The sequence below is a fragment of the Nonomuraea antimicrobica genome, from assembly GCF_039536965.1.
GTDB classification, from domain to species: domain Bacteria; phylum Actinomycetota; class Actinomycetes; order Streptosporangiales; family Streptosporangiaceae; genus Nonomuraea; species Nonomuraea antimicrobica.
On sequence record NZ_BAAAZP010000067.1, the window covers coordinates 157,278 to 182,845 of the forward strand.

The 25,568-nt window shown below is 65.6% G+C and carries 16 protein-coding genes and 1 pseudogene; 14 read left to right on the forward strand and 3 right to left on the reverse strand.

Annotated features, from left to right (window positions below; all coding sequences use genetic code 11):
- The first annotated feature begins 737 nt into the window (after window positions 1–737).
- The 7 genes and pseudogenes from ABD844_RS17475 to ABD844_RS17500 all read left to right on the forward strand — a co-directional run bounded on the left by ABD844_RS17475 (window position 738) and on the right by ABD844_RS17500 (window position 12,104).
- Complete coding sequence (locus ABD844_RS17475; RefSeq protein WP_344878152.1) at window positions 738–1,319, forward strand: hypothetical protein; 582 nt, start codon at window positions 738–740, stop codon at window positions 1,317–1,319.
- A gap of 303 nt (window positions 1,320–1,622) precedes the next feature.
- On the forward strand, window positions 1,623–1,880 hold the full coding sequence (locus ABD844_RS17480) for a site-specific integrase (RefSeq protein WP_425568592.1): 258 nt from the start codon (window positions 1,623–1,625) through the stop codon (window positions 1,878–1,880).
- 783 nt (window positions 1,881–2,663) lie between these two features.
- A pseudogene (locus ABD844_RS53160) lies at window positions 2,664–2,780 on the forward strand (hypothetical protein); the annotation flags it as partial.
- A 57-nt stretch (window positions 2,781–2,837) separates the two neighbouring features.
- The gene (locus ABD844_RS17485) at window positions 2,838–3,551 is read left to right on the forward strand and encodes a hypothetical protein (RefSeq protein ID WP_344878154.1); all 714 of its coding nucleotides are present in this window, start codon (window positions 2,838–2,840) and stop codon (window positions 3,549–3,551) included.
- 117 nt (window positions 3,552–3,668) lie between these two features.
- Complete coding sequence (locus tag ABD844_RS17490) at window positions 3,669–4,211, forward strand: hypothetical protein (RefSeq protein WP_344878157.1); 543 nt, start codon at window positions 3,669–3,671, stop codon at window positions 4,209–4,211.
- Window positions 4,212–4,528: 317 nt separating this feature from the next.
- Entirely contained in the window at window positions 4,529–11,401 is a 6,873-nt protein-coding gene (locus ABD844_RS17495; protein WP_344878160.1) for a DNRLRE domain-containing protein, read from the forward strand.
- A gap of 106 nt (window positions 11,402–11,507) precedes the next feature.
- Window positions 11,508–12,104 carry an SMI1/KNR4 family protein gene (locus ABD844_RS17500; RefSeq protein ID WP_185087774.1) on the forward strand — a complete coding sequence of 199 codons (597 nt, stop codon included), beginning with the start codon at window positions 11,508–11,510 and terminating at the stop codon, window positions 12,102–12,104.
- Window positions 12,105–12,349: 245 nt separating this feature from the next.
- Here the strand turns inward: ABD844_RS17500 and ABD844_RS17505 are convergent, their stop codons facing one another.
- Window positions 12,350–12,586 (reverse strand): hypothetical protein, encoded by a 237-nt coding sequence (locus tag ABD844_RS17505; protein ID WP_344878169.1) that lies wholly within the window; start codon window positions 12,584–12,586, stop codon window positions 12,350–12,352.
- Window positions 12,587–12,771: 185 nt separating this feature from the next.
- Between ABD844_RS17505 and ABD844_RS17510 the strand changes: the two genes are divergently transcribed.
- Window positions 12,772–13,899, forward strand: a complete 1,128-nt coding sequence (locus ABD844_RS17510) for an integrase core domain-containing protein (protein WP_344878171.1) — start codon at window positions 12,772–12,774, stop codon at window positions 13,897–13,899.
- A gap of 167 nt (window positions 13,900–14,066) precedes the next feature.
- Here ABD844_RS17510 and ABD844_RS17515 read toward each other — a convergent pair whose 3' ends face one another.
- Window positions 14,067–14,966 carry a hypothetical protein gene (locus ABD844_RS17515; protein WP_344878174.1) on the reverse strand — a complete coding sequence of 300 codons (900 nt, stop codon included), beginning with the start codon at window positions 14,964–14,966 and terminating at the stop codon, window positions 14,067–14,069.
- Between the two features lie 374 nt (window positions 14,967–15,340).
- Between ABD844_RS17515 and ABD844_RS17520 the strand changes: the two genes are divergently transcribed.
- Both ABD844_RS17520 and ABD844_RS17525 read left to right on the forward strand, forming a co-directional pair.
- Window positions 15,341–15,694, forward strand: a complete 354-nt coding sequence (locus ABD844_RS17520) for a hypothetical protein (RefSeq protein ID WP_344878177.1) — start codon at window positions 15,341–15,343, stop codon at window positions 15,692–15,694.
- Window positions 15,695–16,300: 606 nt separating this feature from the next.
- Window positions 16,301–17,353 (forward strand): beta family protein, encoded by a 1,053-nt coding sequence (locus ABD844_RS17525; RefSeq protein WP_344878180.1) that lies wholly within the window; start codon window positions 16,301–16,303, stop codon window positions 17,351–17,353.
- On the opposite strand, the gene ABD844_RS17530 is transcribed toward ABD844_RS17525, so the two are convergent.
- Window positions 17,350–17,850 (reverse strand): hypothetical protein, encoded by a 501-nt coding sequence (locus ABD844_RS17530; RefSeq protein ID WP_344878183.1) that lies wholly within the window; start codon window positions 17,848–17,850, stop codon window positions 17,350–17,352. The two genes, ABD844_RS17525 and ABD844_RS17530, sit on opposite strands and share 4 nt — an antisense overlap.
- 801 nt (window positions 17,851–18,651) lie before the next feature.
- Here ABD844_RS17530 and ABD844_RS17535 point away from each other — a divergent pair.
- The 4 genes from ABD844_RS17535 to ABD844_RS17550 all read left to right on the forward strand — a co-directional run bounded on the left by ABD844_RS17535 (window position 18,652) and on the right by ABD844_RS17550 (window position 25,511).
- Entirely contained in the window at window positions 18,652–19,734 is a 1,083-nt protein-coding gene (locus ABD844_RS17535; RefSeq protein WP_344878186.1) for a hypothetical protein, read from the forward strand.
- Window positions 19,735–19,750: 16 nt separating this feature from the next.
- Window positions 19,751–22,678 (forward strand): DEAD/DEAH box helicase, encoded by a 2,928-nt coding sequence (locus tag ABD844_RS17540; RefSeq protein WP_344878189.1) that lies wholly within the window; start codon window positions 19,751–19,753, stop codon window positions 22,676–22,678.
- Window positions 22,675–23,856: a hypothetical protein gene (locus ABD844_RS17545; RefSeq protein WP_344878192.1), complete on the forward strand. Its 1,182-nt coding sequence runs from the start codon at window positions 22,675–22,677 to the stop codon at window positions 23,854–23,856. Before ABD844_RS17540 ends, ABD844_RS17545 begins: the two co-directional genes overlap by 4 nt.
- Window positions 23,857–24,347: 491 nt before the next feature.
- Window positions 24,348–25,511 carry a tyrosine-type recombinase/integrase gene (locus ABD844_RS17550; RefSeq protein WP_344878195.1) on the forward strand — a complete coding sequence of 388 codons (1,164 nt, stop codon included), beginning with the start codon at window positions 24,348–24,350 and terminating at the stop codon, window positions 25,509–25,511.
- Window positions 25,512–25,568 lie beyond the last annotated feature (57 nt).

The window sequence follows — 25,568 nt, forward strand, 5'->3', positions numbered from 1 at the left end:
CGATGATGACGCAGCGGAGCTTGATCAGTATGTCGTCGACGGCTCTACTCCGCGCCCTTCCAGGTCCGATCATCGATCCAGACACAATCGACGACCTGAAAGGTGCGCCGCCGAGACCCGCTCGGCGGCGTACTCCACGAATACTCACATGTCGCTTGAACTGCGCGGATGGGGTTTTCGGCAGGCACAGCGCCGGTCGGCGCGCGGCAAGCGGCTGACAGGACCGGCGACCAAGCAGCGCATAAAGGCTACGATCCGCACAGTCCTGGCCGCCGCCCAGCGCGAACACCTGGTCACGTTCAACGCGGCTGCACTGGTGGCGCTGAAACCGGCGCCCCGGCCGAAGGGCGTCCGTCTGGACGAAGGCACGCGTCGCAGCCTTCAACGAGGCGTGTTGACCGCCCCTAATGGCACGCTAATGGCACGACGATCAGCCCGTCACCTGGTGTTTCCCACGCGACGCGCGCATCCCGCCCGCCTGATCATCCCGTCTGCCGTCGACCCGCCCGAAGGGGAAGCGGGCCAGGGCCACGGGGACAAGGCGGAGCGCCCCGCCGGACGAACGACCTGGGCGCCGTGGCCCTGGCCCGCTCGGCTTGTCCCAGGTCGATGGCGGGCGGGATGATCAGGCTTCCACCTCAGCCACCAAATGCCTCCAGCGGCGGGACGGCGATCATCCCGGAGCCGGAGCGCCCCCGCCGGAGGCTGGGTCTAGCCATGGATGGAGCGTTCTGCGTATGGATGATCTGGCTTGGGCTGATTGGCTCGCCGCGCTCGCTCCGGGCGTGCGAGCTGAGGCCACGGCGCTTCGCGATAGATTCGCAGCTCTGGGTGCGGAAGATCCTGAAGGGCTCACTCGGGTAGAGATGGATGAGGGGATACCTCACCTCGCGAGGTTCCGGCTCCTGCGCGGCTTGTGGTCAGAGCACATCGATGCCCACCGAGACAGCGCCGCCACCTGGATAGCCAACACACGACGAGAGCTTCAGGGCAACCCAGGCAGGCCCTTCTCCGATGCGGGGAAGGTGTTGCTTCGCCTGGTGGACGAGTTGGGTGTTAGCCCGGAGGAGATCGGCACCTTGGCTCGATGGGTCGCCTTTGAGACCATCTTCGGGGTGCTGTATCGCCTTGATGAGCCGGATCTCGCCGAGGACAATGTGCCGGAGATGCTCCAGGAGCAGCTTCCAAGCTGGCTCCTGGTCGAGGTCACCGGACGTGATCTGGTACCGACCGGCCGAACCCTTGTAGGGCTGCATGAGGATCTACTTGGAGTGGATCCAAGCGGACGGGACGGACGTCCGGAGCTGCCGGTCGAATGACAGCGGCGCGTCGCTGTCGTCGGCGAGCTTCTTCGGTACGGCGGGTGTGTTGGTCGGCGGTGCGGCCCGCGCTGCCGCCGTCCGGGACTGATCGGGGCGGTTGCCAGGATGTCACGTACCAGCCGGAGGGCTGCGGTGCGGCCGGTGACTTCCTCGGGGGCGAGTTCGCCTGCGGCGCGCAGGATGTGAAGTGCCTTGTCGTGCTGGTTCCACATCAAGAATGCGCGGGAGGTGTCCAGCAGCAGTGTGGCCTTGCGTTCGTTGATCGGTAGTTTGTCCAGCTCGACCTGGCGTGCGTAGTCGATGGCCTACGCCAAGGTCTGGCAGGAAGCTCGGACGTACGCCTTCACGCCCGACCAGGCTGCCTCTCCTCCGGCGGGCAGGGCGTACGATCTTCGGCACGCGGCCGTCTCGCTCTGGCTCAACGCAGGCGTGCACGCCCCGGAGGCGGCCGAACGAGCGGGTCACGGCGTGGACGTGATGCTCCGCGTCTACGCCAAGTGCATCGACGGCCAACGAGAAGTCGCCAACCGGCGCATCTTGGGCGTGCTAGCTGCATGATCCACAACCACCGGCAGGACCCCGGGACATCTCGGGGTCCTTTCGCCGTTCCTGGCCTCGAAACCGCCGCGCCCACCTGGGAAAACGGGGCCTCGAGCGTTCCACGTATGTTCCGCGACCAGTGGCACAGGGCTGCTTTCGGCCGCCTCACCCTGCCTACGCGACAAGACCACCGATCATGCAAAAGACCAGGTCAACCCGCAGATTGCCTGGTCTCGGTTGCGCGCCCTGCAGGATTCGAACCTGCGACCGTCGGATTAGAAGCAAGATCCTTTAGTGCCGCGACGTGCCGTTGGGTGACGGTTCGTGCCACCTAAGCGCGTTTTGTGTGTCAGGCGGCGCCGGATCCTGCCGGCGTGTGACGGGGCGTACGAGCACGCACCGAGCACGACCGCCGCCCTATTCGGCCGTTGCATCATAGCTCGCGGAAGTGAAGCCCACGTTCCAGTCATGCAGGCACTGTCCGTGGAGGTCGCTCGCAGTGCTCGACACGTGCTCCGCACACGCCGCCTACTACAGCGTAGACCCCTGCCGGAGTCGCCCCTGGCTCGCGCGACCTGTCCGACGAGAACAAGGGCCAAGGGGAGCAGCATTGTCGGAGCCACCTCGTATGCTGGCGATCACCCAGCCCCTCGTTCGTGAGGTGTCGTGATGGCCAAGAAAGAACGCATACCCACTGGAGTCCAGAGTGCGTTGTTCAACCTATCTCGATGCTGCTATGCCCCTGGCTGCTCCCGACCAGTAGTGCAGATAATTGACGGACATCCTGTAGTCACAGCAGAAATGGCACATATTTGCGGCGAAAATCCCGGTAGCGCCAGATATGACGCATCGATGTCCCCAGCAGAGCGGTCTAGCATCCAGAATATAATTCTGCTATGCGTAGGTCACCATAAACTCATCGATAGAGAGCCGACCGCAAAGCAATATACAGTCGAAATACTGCAATCTTGGAAGGTGGAACGCGAAGGAGACTATGCAGCCACACTAAACGGAATCGGCGTAGTGACGGAATCAAAACTGCAAGAGCTCATCGTAGACGCTGTCGCCAGAACAAAGGATGACCTACTTTCCGCGATTAATTCCCTTAAATCATCTAATGGCGAGATGGTCGAAACTCTGCGCTCCCTGATTACGGAATCATTCGATCGTTTGTATGCCGTCGAAGATATCGAACTACTCCACGAGGCAGCGCTCCGCCTGACTCACCTCCATGACCACGCGCCCATGATCCACGAAGCAGCGCGAAATCTCATCCATCTACACGACCACGCGTGGCCTCTGCATGAGGCGGCCATCAAGCTTGGGAACCTCGAGCACATGTCATGGACCCTCCGGAATGCCGTAGACCAGATCCAGTGGCATACGCTCAGGGATTTCTCCGACAAGGTCGGCGACTTGAGCAGTGGATCGCCCCGTTTGACAGATCATGATTTCTCTTCATCCGAGCTAGCGGCAACTGTTAACCGGTTAGAAGCAGCGATAAAGAATCTCGACATCGTTAGATCTCAGCCCACGATGGAGCCTAGACAGGGTTCTACCACACCATGGAGGTTCACAGCTATCTCCGAGAGGGTCTGGCTAACGCGGGGGTTTATTATTGGCATTAGTTTTGCTGTCACAATTGCCATATGTGCAGCAATTGTCGCTATCAATGCCAGCGGTCCATGACCTCTGCGCCTGCCGAAAATTACGTCCGCCCAGGTCGTGCGCCTGCTTGGGCTACGTGCGGCATGCACGAGTTCCGGCGAGCAGGAGAGGGAGGCGGGTGCGGCATGATGATCAGCCGTGCTCCTTCGCCTGGCCTACCTCACCGTCACCAACGCTTTCGCCGCACTGCGTTTGCTACCCGTGAGCGATCGGGACAAGAACGTGGAGATTCTTGCCCTGCGCCACCAGATCACCGTCCTTGAACGCCAACTCGGCGCTGACACCAGAGTGCGATTCGCGCCTGAGGACCGAGCCTTTCCCGTCGCGCTCCTGATCTCGCTGCCCCGCGAGGCCCTGCGCCAACTGAGACTCATCGTCCGGCCGGACATCGTCCTACGGTGGCATCGGGATCTGATGAGACGGCGTCATGCCCGTAGGTGCCGGCCGAAGCGGGCTGGCCGCCCGCCCACCGTCCGCTCCATCCGCACCCTCATCCTGCGCTTGGTTAGGGAGAATCCCAGCTGGGGCTACCGGCGGATCCACGGGGAGCTCACCACCCTCGGCGTCAAGGTCGCGCCGTCCACGGTGTGGGAGATCCTCAAGCAGGCAGGTCTTGATCCGGCGCCCGAGCGGGCGTCCACCACGTGGGCCGACTCCTGCGCTCCCAAGCCGATGCCATAATGGCCGCCGGCTTCTTCGAGACTGTCCCCCTGAACGGGCAGCGCCAGTACATTCTTGGCCGTCATCGAGCACGCCACCCAGGCGCATCCGCGTGCTCGGCACCACCGCGCACCCGAGCGCCGACTGGGTCACTCAGGCGATCAAGAACCTGGTGATGGATCTGGACGATGCGGGCTGCCGGGCGCGCTATCTGATCCGAGATCGGGATGGGAAGTTCCCCACCCAAAAAGGATCTTTACATAAGATCACAATACATGTGATGATCACTCCGTTTTGCCACATCTGTTCGGAAGGCTCGAGTGAAACCATCACGAACAGTGTCCGGCTTATCCAGCCGGACGCGACGCCGCGCTGCCCTGATCGCAGCCCTCGCCATGCCGCTCTCGCTCATCAGCGCACCCGCGCTCGCCCAGGACCCCACGCCACCCCCCACAACCCCGCCGAACGCTCCCGCCACCCCCACCGGTAAGGCGCTGGCGCAGGCCAAGAAGGACAACCGGCGCATCGAGATCGAGTCGCTGCGCTCGGAGAACACCACCTACTACGCCAACCCCGACGGCAAGACCCTGCGGATGGAGCAGTACCTGGAGCCCATCCGGGTCAAGAACGCCGATGGCAAAGGCTTTACACCGATCGACACCACGCTCATCGAGGCGAACGGAGTCATCAAGCCCAAGGCGGCCAAGGGCGGCCTGACACTGTCCGCGGGCGGCGACACCGAAGCGATCAGGAGCAAGAGCGGCGACCTCGCCGCCAGGATCGACGCTCCGAGCACGTTGCCCGAGCCCACGCTCAACGGCAGCACCGCCACCTACGCCTCGACGTACGGTAAGGGCATCGACCTGGTCGTCACCGCCACCCCGACCGGGTTCCGCCAGCAGATCGTCATCCGGCAACGCCCTGCCGGGCCGGTGACGTTCCGCGTCCCCGTGGATCTGCCCAAGGGCATCTCCTTCGGTAAGAACGCCAAGGGGCAGCCGACGCTGAAGAACCAGGACGGCAAGCACAGCCTCGACATCCGCCCTGCGGCACTGCTGGACGCGAAGGCCGCCGACGCGAACGCCGACCTCGGCACCGTCAGGGTCGGCAGGGCCCAGGTGAGCCTGGACGACTCGGCGCTGGTGTACAGCCCCGACGCGGCCTTCCTCACCGACCCGGAGACCACGTTCCCGGTGACCATGGCCGCCGTCGACGACGACTGGTACGAGTGCACGCTCGGTGGCGATCCCTGCCCTCCCGGCGATCCGATGGACACGTACATCAATGACGTGGACCTCACCGACAGCTGGGACATGCACTACCGCGACCAGATGTGGGTCGGCAAGTCCTACGCCAGCGACATCGCCAAGCGCTGGCGCGCCTACATTCAGTTCCCGCTGCCGAACGCGACCGACCCGTTCTGGGGCTCGAACATCCAGAACGCCGACCTGGAGTTGTGGAACTACCTGTCCAACGACTGCGGCGAGTTCGTCGGCTCCGGAATCACCGCCCGGCGGGTCACGTCCGACTGGGACCATCTGACCCTGCAGTGGGGCAACCAGCCGTCGGTCACCAACGTGGGCGCGGACACCGAGTACGGGGCGTACAGCCCCGACTGCGCCGGCTCGATGAACTACGAGCACGATCTCATCCACTCGGTCGACACCATCGTCCAGGACTGGGCGGACGGGGAAACGAACTACGGGTTCCAGCTCCGCGCCGGTGACGAATCGGAGTTGCGGAACTGGCGCCGCTACCGCAGCCGCGAGCAGACCAGCGGCTATCCTGCCCACGGCCCCAGGCTCAAGGTCGACTTCGAGCCGCCAGTGCCGCCTCGCCAGGAAACTGTCGTGATCTCCAGTCCGACCCTCATGGAGACCTTTCCCGAATATGAGGAAGCGATCCAGAAGTCGGTCTTCGTACCCGAGTCAGAAGCGGATCGGGAGGAGCTCGGTCTCAGCCCTGAAGTCGCCAGGATGGCGGCAGCAAAACGTGATGGTCAACCGTATTTCGTCGGTTCCGACATGCTCAACCTCGGCGGCCCTGAACCAGAGGGTGACGACGCCACGGATCCCGATGAGGAAGAGGTCTTCCCTCCTCGTGTGCTGACGCACGAACCTGCGGGCAACGCCACCGGGGTGCCACTCGACGCTCAGATACGCATGACGTTTACTGAGCCGGTCGGAGAGACCGCCGTCTCGGTGAAGCCCTCGTCAGGTGCCGAGGTGGAGGGCTCCCTGTCGGAGGACACCACAAAAAAGACCGTGACGTTCACTCCACGACAGCCGCTGAGCCCAGGCACCACGTACACGGTGACCGTCTCGGGAGCCATCGACGAGTGGGACAACCAGATGTCTCCCTACACATGGTCCTTCCGCACCACCGACCAGGCGGCCGCCCACTGGACGTTCGACGAGGGTACCGGGAAGATCGTCGCCGATTCGTCCGGCAACGGTCACAGCGCATCGCTCAACGACACGGCGGCGTGGATTGCGGGCAAGAGCGGTAACGCGATCTCCAACGTGCCGTCGCAGGCGCGGATAGCCGCCTCCAGCTCTGCGGCCAAGCAGGGAAAGGCCGTCGAGGTCACCGATGAAACGACCGCGACCAGCATCACGTACGCGTTGCCGGATGGGAAGGCGTTCCGGACGGAGGTCGCTGCGGGTCCCATACGGACCAAGCAGAACGGCGTGTGGGTGCCGATCGACACCACGCTGTTCGAGCATGGAGGTGTTCTGCGTCCGAAGGCGATCGCTTCGAATGCGTCGGTGGAAATCTCGACGGGCGGCGCCGGGACATTCGTGCGAATGACCGCGCATGGGCAGTCGTACGCGCTGCGCTGGCCGACACCGCTACCCAAGCCGATGGTCAAGGGTGGCGTCGTCACCTATACCGACGCCGCCGGTGCCGGGGCTGACCTGGTGGTGACGGTGCTACCGACCGGGTTCCGGCACGACGTGGTGCTGCGCCAGCGACCGTCGAAGCCGCTGGAGCTGCGCATCGGCGTGGAGAGCGATGGCCTGACCCTGTCCGAAGGCAAGGGCGGACGTCTGCTGCTGAAGGGCAAGGACAAGAAGCTCGTGGCCTCAGCGCCGCAGCCGATCATGTGGGACGGTAGCGCCAAGGGCCGCCTCCCACTGGCCAGGCACGCGGTCATCGACACCGAAGTCGTATCCAACACCGGGCGCACAGAGCTGGTGCTCAAGCCCGACCACGCGTTCCTGTCGGACTCGAAGACCGTGTACCCGGTCCGGGTGGACCCGACTACGACGCTGCCAAGCAATAACGACCTCAGTGTCCTCAGCACCGATACAGCTGACTCGCCGGCCTACCCGACCAGCAACGCCCTTCCAGTAGGTGTGCAAACAGGCCAGAAGATGCGCGCCCTTCTGCGCTTCGACACCACCTCGCTCGTGGGCAAAACCGTTACCGATGCCAGGCTGTCGATGTCGATCATCAGTGCCCAGACCTGCGGAGCATCAGTCGGGCAGGGTGTACAGGCGGCCCGGGTGACCGGCGCCTGGGATGAGAACAACCTCTATTGGGCGAACAAGCCCGCCTTCACCACCGAAGACGCCCAAATCAACAAAACATCCATCGACTGCGCGAGCACCCAGACTCCGACGGAATGGAACATCACCGGCATCAGCCAAGACTGGGCGGCCGGCGCGGCCAACCACGGCCTGGTACTGAAGGCTCCGACCGAAAACACCACCATCGAATGGCGGATGTACGCCTCCTCCGACGACACCGAATGGAACGCCCCGCCCAAGCTGGTCGTCACGACCAGCGCGCCCGCGTCCTCCCCCACGATCGCTAATTTCACGATCACCCCGGCGCAGGATGTTGCCGGCACGACCGTGACCAGCTCGCTCACCCCGCAACTGGCCGCCACCGTCGCCGACACCGCTGGCGGCAATCTGACCAGCGAGTTCGAGGTCGACCATGACCCGGCCGCAACCGGGCAGGGCACCGGCCAGATCTGGGCCGGTGCCTCATCTGCGGTCGCCTCCGGAAGCCAGGCCGCTGTCGGTGTCCCCGCAGGGAAGCTGGCAGATGGCTGGAAGGTCCGCTGGCGAGCTCGTGCAGTCAATGCCGCGGCCGCCACCGCCTCGGCGTGGTCGTCTTGGCAGACAGCCACGGTCGATGTACCCAATCCTACGGTCGGCGCCTTCCAGGTCACCCCCTCACAGGTGGTGAACGGCGTCACCGTGTCCACGAGCGTGACCCCGACACTCCGCACCACGGTCACCGACCCGGCCGCCCAGCCAGTGCGGGCGGAGTTCGAGGTCGAGCACGACCCGGCCGCGACCACGCAGGGCACCGGCCAGATCTGGACCGGCGCCGTGGACAACGTCGCATCCGGCACCCAGGCCAGCATCGCCGTCCCCAACGCGAAACTCACGGACGGGTGGAAGGTGCGCTGGCGGGTCCGAGCGATCAACACCGCCACCACGGTCGGCTCACTCTGGTCGGACTGGCAACTCCTAACCGTGGACGTGCCGGACCCGGCCTCCGAACCGTCCGTCGGCGCCTTGCAGGTCACCCCGTCCGAGCAGGTGGACGGAACCACTGTCACCCCCACCCTCACCCCAGCTCTGCTGACCCAGGTGAGTGACCCCGCAGGGAAGCCGCTGCGCGTCGAGGCCGAGATCGACCATGACCCGGCCGCGACCGGTCAGGGCAATGGCCAGATCTGGGTCGGCAGCGCCGACAACGTCCCGGCCGGTACCCAGGCGGCCATCACGGTCCCGGCGGACAAGCTGGCCGATGGGTGGAAGGTGCGCTGGCGAGCCCGCGCGGTCTCGGCCACCGCCGCCTCCGCTTGGTCAGGCTGGCAGTCCCTCGCCATCAGCCTGCCCAAGCCCACCGCCACCGGCCTGACCATCACTCCGTCGAAGGTGGTAGACGGTGTGATGGTGACCACCGCACTCACCCCCACGCTGCAGGCCACCCTCACCCACCCGACCGGCCAGGCGCTGCGCGCTGAAGCCGAGATCGAGCACGACCCGGCCGCGACCGGTCAGGGCACCGGCCAGATCTGGGCTGGCGCCGTGGACAACGTGGCCTCCGGCACCCAGGCGAGCATTGCCGTCCCAGCGGGCAAGCTGACCGACGGGTGGAAGGTGCGCTGGCGGGCCCGCGCGGTCGGCGACCAGGCATCCTCGGCCTGGTCTGACTGGCAGCAGGTCACCGTGGACGTCATCCAGCCCGGCGAGGAGCCTTTGGCGCAGGCTGCCGGACCCGTAATCCGCACCGACCAGAGCTTCACCGCCGCCGCCTGGCTGCGTTGGAGCGACAAGGACGGCGACTACACCGTCCTCGAGCAGAAGGGAACCCACCAGGCGCCCTTCCGCCTCGGCAACACCGCCGACCATGGACTGGCGTTCACCTTCACCAGTGCCGACACCGCCGATGCGACGGTCGAGGGTGTACTGTCCGGCGTCGAACCACCGGTCGACGAGTGGTTCCACCTGGCTGGTGTGTACGACGTCGCGGCCAAGTCCGCCTCGCTGTACCTCAACGGCACCCAGGTCGGCAGCGCTCAGCTGATCTCTGCCGGCTGGAGGGCCGACGCGCCGATGCGGCTTGGCGCCAATATGCTCGGCGCGATCGACGAGCTTGAGCTCTATCAGCGACCGCTGAGCGGCACCGAGGTCGGCGCCTTGCTTGCCCGAAGTGCCAGCGTGGCGGCTCCGCAGAATCCTGCGCCGGTGGAGAGCGGTGCGACCAAAGCCACAACAACCGCGGGCATTCCCGTCTACAACTTCAAGTACGACCACATCAACCAGCAGAACTGCAAGGACACGACCTGGTTCGAGAAAAACAATCTGGCCCGCATTCAGGAGAAGCCTTATCTTTCCTGTTGGTCGGCCTACCTGTACATCCAGGACTTCAGCGAGGATTCCGATACCCGTAGATTGAAGAAGGCGGCGAAGTCCGGCAGCCTCTTCAAGAGGCTGGTCAGTACGTTCGGCAGCGCGTTCTTCGACGACAGCGACCGGTTCCGGTTCCGCGCCACCTGGGTCGTCCACAGCTACCTTGGCGACGACACTGGCAACAACATCGTTAATCCGGCGCCAAACGAGGAGCTGAAGCCGCAGGACATGAAGGTCTTCATCCGTGTCGACGAAATGGCGGTTGAGGACGCAAACGGCAGGGTTAAATTGTCGTCCGCGCAGCTGCGAGGCCTGCCTATGAGGGTACGCCTAGACGCAGAGCCGGGCGCGCTTTGGGGCACGGACTGCAAGGTGCGAAGTGGCACCGACCAGACCAAGGACGTCTCCGAGTGGTATGCGGAGCCCGACTCCCAGTACATCGTTCGGGCGATGCCGCCTGACGATCCGACGAAGAACAACTGGTGCCAGATCGAGCCGCAGGTCGAAATCTTCGACGATCCTGAGCGGCCGGACGTCCCGATGAGGTTCTATTTGTGGAGTCAGATCGTTAAGGACGAAAACGGCGACGACCGTCGTGTGCGCCGGAAGGGCGATACCATCAACGCCCAGAACGGAGATCAGGCCGCGGTGCCGCTATTCCGCTGCGACTGGAAGAAGTTCGGATTCCAGAAGGCGGACATCCATATCGGCGGATGCATCAACCACTACGCCAGTCGCGTCTTCGCGATGTCGAAGAAGCGAGATACTCTGTTCCCTGAAGTAATTGAGCACATCGAGACGGCGCTGAATCCAGAGACGAACGCCACCACATTCCCGTACCTGAGGGATGGGCACGACTGGAGCCAGCCCGGATACCCGCCCACGAGAAAAAAACTCGGAAACGAACGTCCCAAGAACATCGCCGGAAACTGGGCCGATCCGAATAGCGAGCCCCTGGTACGCAACCCCGATAAGACAATGGACACAGCGAACCGGAAGTATTTTAGTGATCTAGAGCTGCATTTGGATGCCGGAACCACAAGTCAGCAGATCTGGCCAAAGGGGGTCGGCACCAACTACTGCAAGTACTACATGCCGGAGAAATACGGAGAGCCATATTACAACGGCGGCCCGCCTCGAGGCCTAACCAATTCCTGCGACGAATATCCGTTCGCCAGTACCATCCAAGGTGCCTTGCACGCGAAGGGGCATTTCTCGGTACGCGCCGTGGATCACCAGCAGAATATCGACCATGGTCATGTGCTGCGATCCTTCTTCTCACACTACCGAGTCGGCGGCGACAACGAATTCTGGGTGCTGATCCAGCCCTAATCGTGTAGTCAGTCCGATCCATCCGAGGGAGGGCCCTTCGGCCCTCCCTCACCCCTTCGGCCGCTTGCGGCAGTATCTATTCACAGCTTGCCGTAGAATGCGCTCCATGAACGGCCCCAACACCCCCCGCTACGCATGGGCTGAACGCCTCCAGGTCGTGAGTGGCACAGACCACGATCTCCACAACGGTAGGGGATCTTCGCCGCACCCAACCGGATGGCTGGGAGCGGCTCCCGTCAGTGAAGCCGAGCTCCTCCGTCAGGAAGAGCGCCTCGGCCGCCGCTTGCCACCGAGCTACCGAGAGTTCCTCCAGGTAAGCAACGGCTGGGACGTGAACTCCTTTACCAGTGTTCACCTTCTCCCCATCGCCGAGGTCGGGTGGACGCGCGACGTGGATCCGCACCTCGCGAACACATGGGGTCCCTCGCCTGACTCCCCGATCCCGGAACTGCCCGCCGACTATTTCTTCGACTACGACGCACCTCAGGATCGGGATTTCTTTGAGGTGGGAGACTTTCTGCCGCATACGTTGTGCATTTCCGAGAACGTCGAGGGTAGTGTTTATCTGCTCAATCCGTACATTGTCACCTCGAACGATGAATGGGAAGCGTGGTACTTTGACTCCTTGTACGAGCTCGATGCCACCCGCTTCCGGTCGTTCTGGCACTTGATGGAGCACTTCTTCCGCGATAACGGATTTTGATTCAGTGCGTTATCCCAGCCCGCGAGTGCTCGCAAAGAACCGGGACGCATGGACGTTCCTGGCTAGTACGGCAGCCGCCATTCGTTAGCTGAGCTGGATATATGCGGTGGTCAGGCGGGCTCGGTGATGGAACCAACGGGCACGTGCTTGGTGGCGGCGTCGCCAGGCTGATTAGTGAGCAGCCTGTTCCAGGGTCGGTGTGTGGTCGGTGACCGCGTTGAACAGGCGCTTGACCTCTGCGACCGTTAGCCTCGATTCGTCAGAGGGTTGTTCAGGTTCATGCAGTCCGCGGCCTTGCCCGTAATGTCCCCGGTGCGGTTGGGGCGGTCGGTAGCGCCGACAGCGTGCGTGACCACCCGCAATCCGTCGTCGTCGGCTTCGAGTAGATGCTCAAGGGTGTCGGCGGTCAAGATCGTGCCAGAGACGAAAGCCGCCAGCTCCGGGTCACAGTCCAACGTGATCCGGGTGGGCTTGCCGGCCACGAGCACATCGAGCCGCAGCGTTCGCAACCACGACCGCACGTCCAGCGGGAGATCCCGAGGTGCTCCGCGCAATGGCCAGACGAGGAATTCCAGCAGACTCGTTTTGCCCGCGCTGTTAGCCGGATGGGTGATGGCCCAGACCCTGTCCCGCTCGAAAACACGGTCCTGCGCTGTGAGCTGGGGTTTTGCTGCGCGATCAGGGCCGTGGCTGCGACCATCGCAAGGTGTTGTTATCGCTTATCTACCGGTTGGTGAGGTGCCTCTTCAACCTGCTGACGGTGCTGGTCCGCGCTGATCTGTCCAAGGACGTTGAGCTGCTGGTGCTCCGTCACGAGAACCAGGTGCTACGCCGTCAACTTGGTAGCCGGCCGCGATGGGATCACACCGACCGGCTCTGGCTGGCAGCGTTGTCGCAACTGATCCACCGCCGCCGGTGGGCGGAAATCTTCCCGGTCACCCCAGCGACAATCTTGCGCTGGCGTCGTCACCTGGTGGCGCGTAAGTGGACCTTCACAGACAGGCGGCGCCCAGGACGACCTCGCACCCGCCGGCCGGTCAAGGCGCTGATTGTGCGGATGGCGCGGGAGAATCCGACCTGGGGGCATAGAAGAATCCAAGGCGAGTTGGCCCGCCTGGGCTACAACATCGCGGCCTCCACGGTGTGGGAAATCCTGCACGCCGCCGGTATCGGCCCGGCGCCCCGCCTGGCCGGGCCGACCTGGCGTCAGTTCCTGGCCGCCCAGGCTCACGCGATCGTCGCGTGTGACTTCCTGGTGGTCGAGACGATAATGCTCAAGCGCTTGTATGTGCTGGTCTTCATCGAGCACGGTACCCGACGCCTGCACCTGGGCGGTGTGACCGCGCACCCGAACGGGGCATGGACGGTGCAGCAGGCTCGCAACCTGGTGATGGATCTGGGTGACCGCATCGCCGGGCTGCGGTTCGTGATCCACGATCGGGACCCGCTCTTCACCTCCGCCTTCAGAGAGGTCTTCACAGGTGAAAGGCTGCAGATCATCACCACTCTGCCACGGACGCCGAGGATGAACGCCATCTGCGAGCGGGTCATCGGCACCCTGCGCCGCGAACTCCTCGACCGCATCCTGACCCTCAATGAACGCCACCTGGTACTCATGCCCCAGGAGTATCTGATCCACTACAACGGGCACCGGCCGCACCAGTCCCGGCACCAACGACCCCCGAACACCTCAACGCAGCCCGCCCGCGACGTAACCGACCTCAACGACCTACGATCCATCCGCCGAAAACCCGTCGCCACAGGCACGATCAACGAATACCACCACGCCGCTTAACCGCAGCTCAGACCACGTAACTCCATATTCGAGCGGTACATGCAGGTTCTCCTCCGACCTGTCTGGAGGAGTCCACGGTCTCATCCCCCACCAGTCTGCGCTACACGGTCGCCTCGAGACGATGATCGTGGCAGATCAATCGGCACTCACCAGTTCCTGCGGTGGGATTAACGGGCGGTGAGTTCTGTGATGTCGACTGCGTTCACCAGTGCCTGCAGCTCCGGCTCGAACCGGAGATCGAGCGGGTACGGCTCCTTGGCGGCGCCCTTCTGATTGATCATTAGGTTGCTGGCGGTGTCGTTGACCACGGTGGCCGCATCGACGGCGTCCCATCGCACGCCGTCAAAGGAGCACCGCTCGAAGCGGCCGGCAAGCATGCAGCTGACCTGGACCCGGCCGTATGCGTCAACGCGATCGGTACGCAGCACGACCGCCCGTGCGGCACTGAGGCCTGGGGCCACGGCGAACGCCTCGCGCAGCGTGACCAGCAAATACCCGCACAACGTCAGGGTGTAGTAGCTCGCACGGTCCTTCGTGAGCTTCTTCAGCGAGATGTTGCCCGCAGCGGTACGGGAGGGGAAACGTTCGGGCACGAAGTCCGGCCCCGGCGCCAGGATCACAAGAGATACCTCCGCACCGTTCAGCGCCACGGGCACCGCGGGCGCCTCGTTGTCCTCGAACGCTTCCGCCAGGACCGGCAGGACCACCTCTGGATCGTTCCCACATAGATGCTGCCACTGACGGCTGAGCTCCCACTGGTACCGCTCGCGCTCGGCGTTGGCCTGCATCCACCACTGCTGCATGTCGGCCTCGGCGGCCTGCCGTGCACGCTGCTTGGCCTCGGCGCGGGCCTTGCGCTGGAATACGCCGATGCCCGCCAGCGCCTGCTGCTCCCGAGGGGCCAGAAAGACCGACAGCTCCGGTGGCGGGACAGGTGCGGCGACGGGCGGCTGCGCGGGCGGGAACTCGGCCCGGTGCAATTCGAGGATCTGCATGAAGACGCTCGCCAACCGCCCGGCTTCGGCGGCCTTTTCCGCCTGCGCGGCAGCACGCTGGGCCTGGGCCATCTGCCGCTGCAGACTACCGGCTGTCGGACGGCCTCCCGTCGAAGTGCGCCGGCGTCCGCCGCCGAGGCTGGTGTAAAAGCTCACCGGCCCCACCGACGACGAGAGCCCGGTACGGCCGACTCCCACATGCATCCGCGCGAAACTGGGCCCTATCCCGGCCCTCAGACCGCGGCTGCTGACTCTGAGCCGTACTCCCGGCATGACCTTGAACGAGAAACCCACGCTGACATTTCCTTCGCATCATGCCCATTCACCGACGCCCCACCATCCTCACGACTTCTTCGGGCCAACAGCCGGTCCCGTTACCGACGTAGTTCTGCGCCGTCGACAGGCAGGACAGAACACCTAGCCGATACTTTTCAGCAGCGAAGGTCTTGGCCACCTGCGACGGCGATCTCGAAGAAATCCAGCACGCTATCCGCGACCCGTCGATCCTTGGAATGCTGAGCACATCGTCCACATCTGTGGATGCCGTGCTCGTCTTCGTTGATCAGGACGGTCCAGTGTTGTGCGACCTGTCCAGCGACAAGCCGATGCTGCTGCGGATGCGGTTCGACGGCAGGTGGCCGCCGATGGACAGCGAGCTGACTGATCGTGTTCGTCACGAGCTCGAGCCGGTCAGGTGGTTGTGGAGCCGTTGGGCTTCACGACAGTCGTTCTGCTGCTGGCGGGCGGGACGCGGCCGGTCTCCGTCGAGGGGTTCGCCTGGCACGATCGTGATGTGGTGACCGAGCAGAGCCCGGCATTCGACCGCCGGGCGGCGCGATCCCGGCCGCCCGCCTCCTACTGGTTCAGGCTCGGCTGGTTCGAGCGTGCCGAGTTCTACATCGACGGAGAGATCGGGGCTGCGGAGTCGTGTGCGGGTCTGTCCGAGCCGTCAGATCAAGCACTGGAGCATGTCCGCCGCGCTCCGCACGCCGACCGGCCGCGGCGACGTGTACCTGAAGGCGTCCTGCCGAGGCTGTCCCGTGAACCGGACATCACCCGATACATGCCGTCCTTGCGTATCGCGCCGCTCGCCGCCAGAACCGCGATGCCACCCGCGACCGCCGTTGACATGCTGAGGACTTCAGCCGGAGTGGACAGCCGGGACCCTATTTCGTGGTGTGGGGCAGACAGGTGGCCGGCTATTACTCATTCGCCACCAACGCCGCGATTCTGCCCCATGCACACCTGCTGTCAACTCTTCGATGTGGGGATCTGGCTCCACGGATATTGACGTGTTGACAGGCGGAGTTCACCGTCGGTGGCACCGGGCAGTGGCGGCCTGCCCACAGGCGAGGGATGGCCGCTTCACCCGCCATGAGGTTCACCAACCGCACGGAGAACCAGCCATGACGGTGTACGTGGTCATCATCAACAGTCGCCGACCCAATCTGCTGGCGCTCAGGCATATGAGTGAGCGAGTATCGGACAGCGTCCGGCCCCTTATCGAAATCGTGGCGCGCGCTGAAGATGAGTCGCCGAAGGTCGCGGTCCACCGAGTACTGTCGGAGGTCCACCGGAACCGACTGCTGGACCAGGGTATCGACTTCGCACTGGATACCAGGCCCCTTGCCGACCGGTTCGGGCACTCAGGAGCCCATGAGGCACTCAGGCTCCTTGTCGCAGACCTTGGCGTCGGTTCTTTCCGTCCCGTCATCCATACGAATGAGGCGCCGGAGAACCTGGAGGAAGTGCGACGCGCCACGGAGAAACTGCACACCGGCGTGTGCCTCCGCGTACCTCGCCCCTTCGCCTTCAACCTGTGTGATTCGCGCGTACTCCTGGATCAGCTGGAAGCGGTGGGGGAAACGGTGGAGCGAACGGACCTGGTTCTCGACTGCGGTTACTTCACCTCCGTCTCCGAAACCTGCACAGGGGTTGCCGGCCCCTTGCGCCACCTCCTCGACATCGCCTGGCAGTCGGTGGCGGTCGTAGGAGGGTCGTTTCCCTCCACCGACGATCTCGTGAAGCCTGCCGCACCGAAGGTCAGCCGCGTCCCACGGCGGGAGGCGGACCTCCGGTGCCGGATCAGCCGGCTATGGAGCGACGTCAGCTACGGGGACTACGGAGTCGATCATCCGGGGCCTCCCCCGGCAGACGACAAGTGGCCGGCCCCGAACCTGCGTTACACCGTCGGACGGCAATGGTCCCTGTACTACTGGCCGAAGGGAAGAAGCCGTGGCAACAAGGGCTTCTTCGAGCTTTGCAAGAGGCTGGTCGGTTCCTCGGATTGGCCAGGCGACGGTGTGGGCTTCTCCTGGGGTGACGAGCAGATCGCGAGGGCGGCCTGTGAGGACGGCGGCCCTGGCGGTAGCACCGAGTGGAAGGCGTACTCCCTGTCCCACCACCTGGCTGCCGTCGTCGGCATGCTGCACGAAGAGGCGACATGCCGGGCGCCCTAGGCGCCGTCGGCACCGTGTCGGGCGTGGATGGCCTCAAGCCAGCTCACGGCCAGTGCCGCGAGATGCGTGACCTCGTCGTAGATGCGCTGCGTCTGCGCGTCCTGCTCGGACGCGGCCGCAGGTTCGTAGGCTTCAGCGGCGAGCTTGCCGAGTTGCGCCATCAGCGCCACGACCCGGCTGCGGTCGAGCTCGTACAGGTCTGCACCGGCTGGGCGGCTGCGTAGGCGCTCTCGTTTGCTCAGGATGTCGTCGAAGGCGGCGCTGAGCCGCAACCGGGTGGCGTGTGCTCGCACCGCCTCGACGATGAATTCGGCGACCTGCCGAGGGTGGGCGGCGTCAGCGACTTCGAAGTACAGGGCGTACTGCTCCTCGTCACCGGCCGTGACGGCCCAGGCGCCGTGTTCGTCCTTGTCCAGGTTTGATTGGCCGGGAACGACGGCCCATGACGCCAGGTCGACAGTGCCGATCTGATCAGGAGTAGGTATCGGTGGCTGCATCGCGATCTTCCTTCTGGTCGGACGGGGAAGAGGACGCGTTGAGGGCGGCCTCCCATGGTGGCGGAGGCGGCACGTGATCGCCAGTCTTGTTGCTTGAGCGGAGGTCAGGGCTCCACCTGACGGCTAGCGACGACCAATGATGAGGGTCAAGATGAGGTGGGCCCGCCCCGCACGATGCGCCAGCATCGTGACGAGCTGAGGGCGTACGCGTTCACGCTGCCGGAGCGAACCAGCGCCAGAGGGCCGGACGGGCGATCGTGGCGCCCGCGGCGAACGTGAGTAGCAGGATGCTGCGCGGATCGAAACCCGGCGTGAGTTCATCCCTGCTGCCCGCGTAGTCGCGCCGTCGCGAAGCGGCGACCACGAATTCGGCAAGAAGCCCGGCGAGCTGAGCTGATCCATGGCCGACCAGCCGAAGTGTTCCTGATCGTGCAGTGGGAGCCGATCAACCGCATCGCCATCGCCGTGGCCACGCCAGCGGGCCTGACGGCAGTCGGGATCGGCGCCTGGGCAGCCTCCCTGCACCGTGCGCGGGATTCCGCGTCTATCCGTACGGCAAGGCCACCGCCATCGGTCCAAGCGTAGTGGCCACCAGGGTCAGCGGTCCGGCGGCCATAGGAGACGTCGCGGCGCTCAATGCCGGAAGCGCAACGGCCTCCGCCGGCGGACGCCACGAGCAGCATGCGGGTGACCATGCCGCAGCTCATGACGGCTCACCGGTGACAAATTACTGGCGTTACGAGGCGCTGGACTTCTGCGAGACCGCCGCCATCTCAAAGTGGCAGCCGTTACCATCCTCGCGTGGCGCAAGCTCAGCGCAAGCACATCCCCAACGAGATCCGGCGCGCACTCTTCGATGCGACCGACAGACGATGCACCATCTGCCGCAGACCCCTGGATATCGAGGGCGGCACTCACCACATCGGCGAGATGGGTCACATCGCGCCGCACTCCCCGGACGGGCCTCGCCGGGAGGCGGCCAGGCCGGCGGAAGTCGATGGCCTCGGCAACCTCATGTTGCTGTGCCCGAGCTGCCATCGAACTATCGACAAAGAGCCGGGCCTGTGGCCGGATGAGCATCTGCGCGCCATCAAGGCCGAGCATGAGGGGTGGGTGATCGTCGAACGGGCCCGACCGGAGCCCGACAAGCCACTCGACGAAGAGCCGACGGGCCTCAGCGAGATCGTTAAGATCGGGGACGTCGCCTACCGGGTCACGAGCGATCCCGAGGAGGAGAGGTCCGCGGACGGCACGGCGATCGTGTCTCAGGCATTCGCGATCGCGCCGGACGGTCGTCACGTCTGGATTCGCAGGATCGCATCCAGCGGGCCCGGTTCCGAGGTCGTGGAACGGCGCGTCGCCCTGGCCTCCGAGGCCGGCCTGCTCGCCGAAGCACTCCCCGGGTTGCCGCCGCCGGTCGCCGTGTCCATGACGGCAGAAACGGCGGTGCTGGTCACCGCGGTTCCCTCGTTCACTACCCTGGCCGGCTTCTACGGCGGCCGGGGCCGCGAAGCTGAGGCCGTGCGTGTCCTGGCCGCCGGGACAGCTGGGATCTGCGAAGGACTGGCCTCCCTGCACGCCAGAGGACTCGCCCATGGAGCCCTCGACCTTGATTCGATCATGACTGACCAGCAGGGAGCGCTCTTCCTGCGCGACGCCGGCCATGCGTTCTTACACCCCGCCAAGCCCGCCGAGGACATCCGCCGGCTCGCCGAGTTGATTCACATGACGGTCACAGGGCGTCCGCCAATACCGCTCGTCTCGGCCGCGGTCCTGAACCCTGCCGTCCCGCAGCGCATCGCCCGCACTCTCGACCGCGCGCTCTCACCCGACCCTGCCGAGCGTGGCAACATCGCGGAACTCGGCGCGGGGCTGCGCGGCTGAGGTGAAGGAGCGGATCGTGGAGAGAAGGGTCGTCGATCTCGGTGCCGAGGTCGGTCTGATCTGGTCCAAGAACTTCCCCGGAAAGCTGATCGGGCAGCGCGAGCGCCATCCGCTCCTGCCGGGCCTTGAAGGAATCTGCCACGACCTGTGGGCGGCGGGGCCGCGGAACCTGGTCCCCGCTCGCCTGGAACGCGGCCGGGAGGGCCGTGACGACTTCCTCAAGATCTACGTCGACGGCCGATATGCGCTCATGCTCTTCCCCACCCAGGACATGCGCGGCTACCGGGTCGGCTGGATCCATCCGATGCACTTCAGCGACCACGACCAGATCGTGCGGGGCGGTCTGCTGCTGCGCGCCGGGCAATGGCGGGTCTACGACCACCTCTACCAGCTGCATCACTCCTCCGGCTGGCCGGCCATCCAGACTGCCTGGGCCACCGGCATTACCGCGCCGCCCGATCAGGAGCCCTCAGTCCGGGCTTCCCACATCGCCTATCTCGACCGGCTCGCCACGCTGGTGAACCAGGGACGGCGGATCGAGGCCTCGGCTGGAGATGCCAGCCGGCTCGTCCCGTACCACCGCGTCACCCCGGTGGCCGTGACCCGCCGCTCCGCACGCTCGGTGCACGCCTTCCAGCTCATCGACGCCAACCGGCTGACGGAAGGCACCCGCGTCCACATCGACGGCGAGCCCGACCTGCGTGGCCGGATCGAGCGGATCAACGAGGGTGTGGCAACGGTGAGGTTCGAACGGCCCGTGGACTTCGGCCGGATCCCCGAGAGCGGCGCCTTCGCCGAATCGCCCAATCTGATCGCCTACGACAAGAAGCGCGCGGCCATCGAGATCCTGCGGGAGGGCCGTGCCCGCAATCCGCTGCTGCTGACCGCGCTGGTCGACCACGGGTTCCAGTCCTTCGCCCCCGCACTCGGGCGCCGTCCCCGCGAGCGTCTGGACGACAGCCAGCTCAGCGCCTTCCACAAGGCGCTGGCCGTTCCCGACCTCGCGCTGATCCAGGGACCACCCGGCACCGGCAAGACACACACCATCCGCCAGGTCGTCCTGGCCTGCGCCGAGGAGGAGCGCAAGGTCCTCATCTCCTCCTACACCAACCGCGCGGTCGACAACGTGCTCCAAGACCTGCCGGAGGACCTGCTGGTCCTGCGCGTCGGCCGGGAGGGCGGCGTCACCCCGGGCTGCGAGCACCTGATGCTCGACGCGCGGGCGGCCGAGCTCCAGCGACGCATCGCCGAGCGAACCGAGCCCGTCCTTGCGCGCTACGGCGCCGCGGCTCCGGATGGCCCGGCGGACGCCCTGTTCCGGCAGCTGACCGAGGACCTACGGCGTCTTACGGATGCCGGTACGCAGGTCCAGCGCAGCGCCGCCGCCCTGGCCGAGTGCGACGACTTCGTGACCGCCGATCTCAGACGGCGAACGACAGCCCTGGACGAGGAAGGGCGCCGCCATGAGGAACTGCTCGCCGCACACGTCCATGCTTTTCAGCGGCTCGACCGCGCGCTGGGCAAGACACAGCGAGCCGCCGAGCTCCCGCTGATCGGCCGGTTCTTCCGGCGACGGCTCACCCGCCTCCAAGAAGAGCAGCACGCGACAGACGCCGCGTCCGAAGGCATCCGCCGGACGCTGGGCGCGATCGCCAGCGACCGGGCACAACTGGCGGCCGAACTCGACCAGGTACGTGCCACGCATCCCGACTTGGTGTCCGCCCGCCAGGCTCACGAGCGTGACCTGGCAGTACAGCGATCCAGCGCCGAGCGGGCCGCCAGGGTCGCCACGTCCTTGCGCGAACTGCTCGACGGGGACACGCCCGAGATCAGCCCGGACACGGCGAGCCTGGCCGCGTTCCTGTCCACCGCGGGCTCCGCACTCGAGCTGATGCGCAGACGGCTCGCTCTCCTGACCTCCTGGCGGGGAAGACTCGAACGGCGGACCGAGCAGCTGTACGACGAACTCGTCAGATACGCCGACGTGATCGGTGCGACCTGTATCGGCACCGCGACGAGCGAGCATCTCAACGACGTCGACTTCGACGTGGCGATCGTCGACGAGGCTGGCCAGATCAGCACGGCCGACTTGCTCGTCCCGCTGGTCCGGGCGCGCAGGGCCGTCCTCGTCGGCGACCACGTCCAGCTACCGCCGCTGCCCGATCAGCGGCTGATCGCCTGGGCCGCGGCCGAGCACCCCGGCGACCCCGAGCTGGCGCGGCTCATCACCGACAGCGCCTTCGAGCTGCTGTTCCCCTCGACGCCCCAAGAGAACAAGGAATTGCTGCGTTTCCAGCGCCGAATGCCCGAGAGTCTGTCCCACTTCATCTCCCGCCACTTCTACGGCGGACTCCTGCAGACCGACGTGAAACGGGTCCACCACGACAACCTGTTCGCCGCTCCCGTGGCGTTCGTCGACACCGCGGAGCTCCCGGAGCGGGAGAGGCGCGACCGCAAACCCCGCGCGAACGAACCCTGGCCCAAAGACAGCCGGCTCAACGAGTGCGAGGCCAGGCTGCTGACACTCCTGGCCACCCACTACCACGCCAAGTCCGACGACTGGGCGGTCATTCTCCCGTACGCGGCTCAGATCGGCCTGGTCACCTCCCTGCTCGCCCAGCACATCGGCGATGAGAACGCCGTAGCCCGCCGGGTGGCGACCGTCGACTCCTTCCAAGGCGGCCAGCACGACACGATCCTGTTCGGATTCACGCTCAGCAACCCCTACCGCAATGTCGGCTTCCTCCGGGAGGTACGCCGCTCCAACGTGGCCTTCTCCCGGGCCAAGCAGCGGCTGATCCTCCTCGGTGATCTCACCACGCTCCTCAACGCCACCGACCCCGGCTTCCGCGACCTGGCACAGGCGCTGCACGACCACGTGCGGACCGCAGGGGACCTGCGGGGCTATCGCGAGGTCATGCGACGCCTCAGGGAGAACCCATGAGCAGCACCTCAACCGACACGATCCTCCAAACCCGCGCCCTGGAACATGCCGCCGACCTTCCCGGCATCCGACCGCTACGCATCCACGCGCTCGCCTTCCCCCTGCACGCCGCGGAACTCTCCGCCACCATCGAGGAACGCGGCCCATTCAACCTGCTCGACCGGTACATCGGCCTCGCCATCGCCGAGGGCGGATTCACCCGTCTCCAGGACATCGCCACGTTCCTGGGCGTCTCCGAGCACATGGTCGACCGGGTACTGCGCTTCCTGGGCGGCATCGGTCATCTACAGGGCAGCGCCGACGCCCTCTCCCTCACCGAGCGCGGCCTGCGATCGGTCCGCGACGATCGCCGCTACACCGAGAAACAGGAACGGCTGCGCCTGTACTTCGACGGCGTGCGATGCGGAGCGCTCCGCACCGCCCACTACGCCCACAGTGTCCGGATCCTGGACCGGGACGCCGGATACGCCCAGCGGTTCTACCGCCTCCTCCCCGAAGTGTGCGGCTTCCGCCCCGGGGCCGTCGCAGAGCTCGGCCGGTGTCCTGATCGGAGCGAGTACGACCTGCCCGATGAACTGCTCAACCTCGAGGTCCTGGAGGTGGGCCGGGCATTCCTGCCCTGCTTCGCCATCAGGGCGCATGACGGCGGGCGGCTCATTACCCTCGTCTACTCCGGCGTCAGCGAACTGCGGGACCACCACCTGGAGGAAATCTTCAACTCCTGGCCGACAGCCACGCACGTGATGGAGAGCACCGACTCAGAGGAGCCACGCGACCATTTCGCGGAGTGGATGCGTGAACGAAAGATCGCCCTGCAGGCGCTCACCTGGGTCGACCACTACAGTTTCCGGCTCATCCTGCCGCCTTCCCGCTACTTGGGCCGCACGGCCGAGACGCGAGAGAAGGGCACCTTTTCCCTGATGATGCTCGGCTCGTACGTGGCACCGCGCAGCCACGTCCTCCAACTGTGGTGTGACGACGCCCCTACTCGGACCAAGGCCGTCCTCAACCGGGCCCTGGCCTACGCCACGGCAACCCGCCGCACCGTGCCAGACATGACGGCATTCCTCGAACGCGTCTGCCGCCAGCTCGAACCGGACGCCCACGTCACGATCGATGACCTGCAAAGGCACGCCCGTGAGGCCGCCTACGGCACTCTCGACCTCGGCGAAGGATGAAGATCCGGTCCTTCTCCACCGCAAAGCACTCGATGTTCCTATCAGGGCTGGCGCTGTGTGAGCTCACTTTGTTCGGTGGCCGATTTGTGGTCAAGGCAGGGCCTTGGGCGTACCCATGGATGATCTCCTCGCAGCCTGTCGTAACCAGCTGAGCACCTGGGCGTCAGCGTTCGCCCGTGAACATGACCTGCCCGCCTAGGCGTTGCGGCTCCAGCCACCGCTCAACGTGGACGAGGTCACTGGGCTGACCGAGGCCCTTGGCATGGGGCTAGTGAAGATTCAACCTGATTGAGCTTCCCCCTGTTCTCCGGACGCTTGACCTGAGGCGCCTGTCGTCGCACACGGTGGGTGTGGAGGTGAGGCAGATGCCGAAGACTCGTGTACAGGTGAGTAGGCGCTGCGGCTGTATCGACCCAGAAACGAAACAGCAACGGGGCGTGACATGTCCGCGCCTGCCGGTGGATGACACTCACGGCAGCTGGTATTTCGCAGTGCAGGTACGCGGCCTGGACGGGCAGCGGCAGCGCGTCCGTCAGGGCGGTTACGCCGACCCCGAGGAAGCGCAAGCGGCAGGCCGAGCCCTGGCCGCTGCCAACTGCGACGGCGCAGGGGCCGGATGCACCCTCGGACAGTGGCTGGCACGCTGGCTGACCACCAAGAATGCCCTGCGTCCGTCGACCCGGCAGGGCTACGCCACGCACATCCGCCTCTACTTCATCCCCCGCCTCGGACGGATCCTGCTTCACCAACTCACCTCCCGCGACGTCAACGGACTGCTCGCGACGCTCGCGTCCCGTCCCTCGCCGACCGGGCGCCGATTGTCACCCGCTACCGTGGTGCGGATCCACGCCACCTTGCGGACCGCGCTGAACGCGGCGGTGCGTGCCCGGCTGATCCCGGTCAACCCGGCCAACGGCGCCGACCTGCCGCATCCCCGGCGACCGCATCCGGTCGTCTGGACCGTAGGGCGGACGGCGCGGTGGCAGCAAGCGGGAGAACGTCCGGCGGTGGCGGTCTGGACCGAACAGCAGCTCGCGGCCTTCCTGGCCGGCGTCGCGCAGGACCGCCTGTACGCCGCCTGGTGGCTGGCCGCGCTGTGCGGTCTGCGTCGCGGTGAGCTGGCCGGGCTACGCTGGACGGACGTCGACTTGCAGGCCGCGGAGCTGACGGTGGCGCAGCAGCGCGTGCACGCCGACGGCCAGGTCGTGGTCGGGCCGCCGAAGAGCGCCGCCAGCTGCCGGGTGGTGGCTCTGGACGCGGAGACCGTGCGGGTGCTGACCCAGCACCGCGAGCGGCAAGAGGAGCTGAGCGCGAGGGCGGGCACACGCTGGCGGGAGTCGGGATATGTGTTCACCACCGCGGACGGCGCGCCGCTGCGACCGGACTACCTCACCGGCCGGTTCCGCCGGCTGGTGACCGCCTCCGGACAGCCGCCCATCCGGCTGCACGATCTACGGCATGGCGCCGCCACGCTGGCGCTGGCCGCGCGCACCGATCTGAAGGTGGTGCAGGCGATGCTGGGGCATGCCAGCATCGTGCTGACCGCCGACACCTATGTCTCGGTGCTGCCGGAGGTGGCCCACAAGGCGGCCCGGGAGACGGCCCGGCTGGTGCTGAACGCCGCGTCCGCGCTGAGGCGGCCGCTGGGCGTCTGACTCAGCTTTGCCTCATATTTGCCCCATGCCGCCCCAGCGCACGGGCGCGGCTGGAGT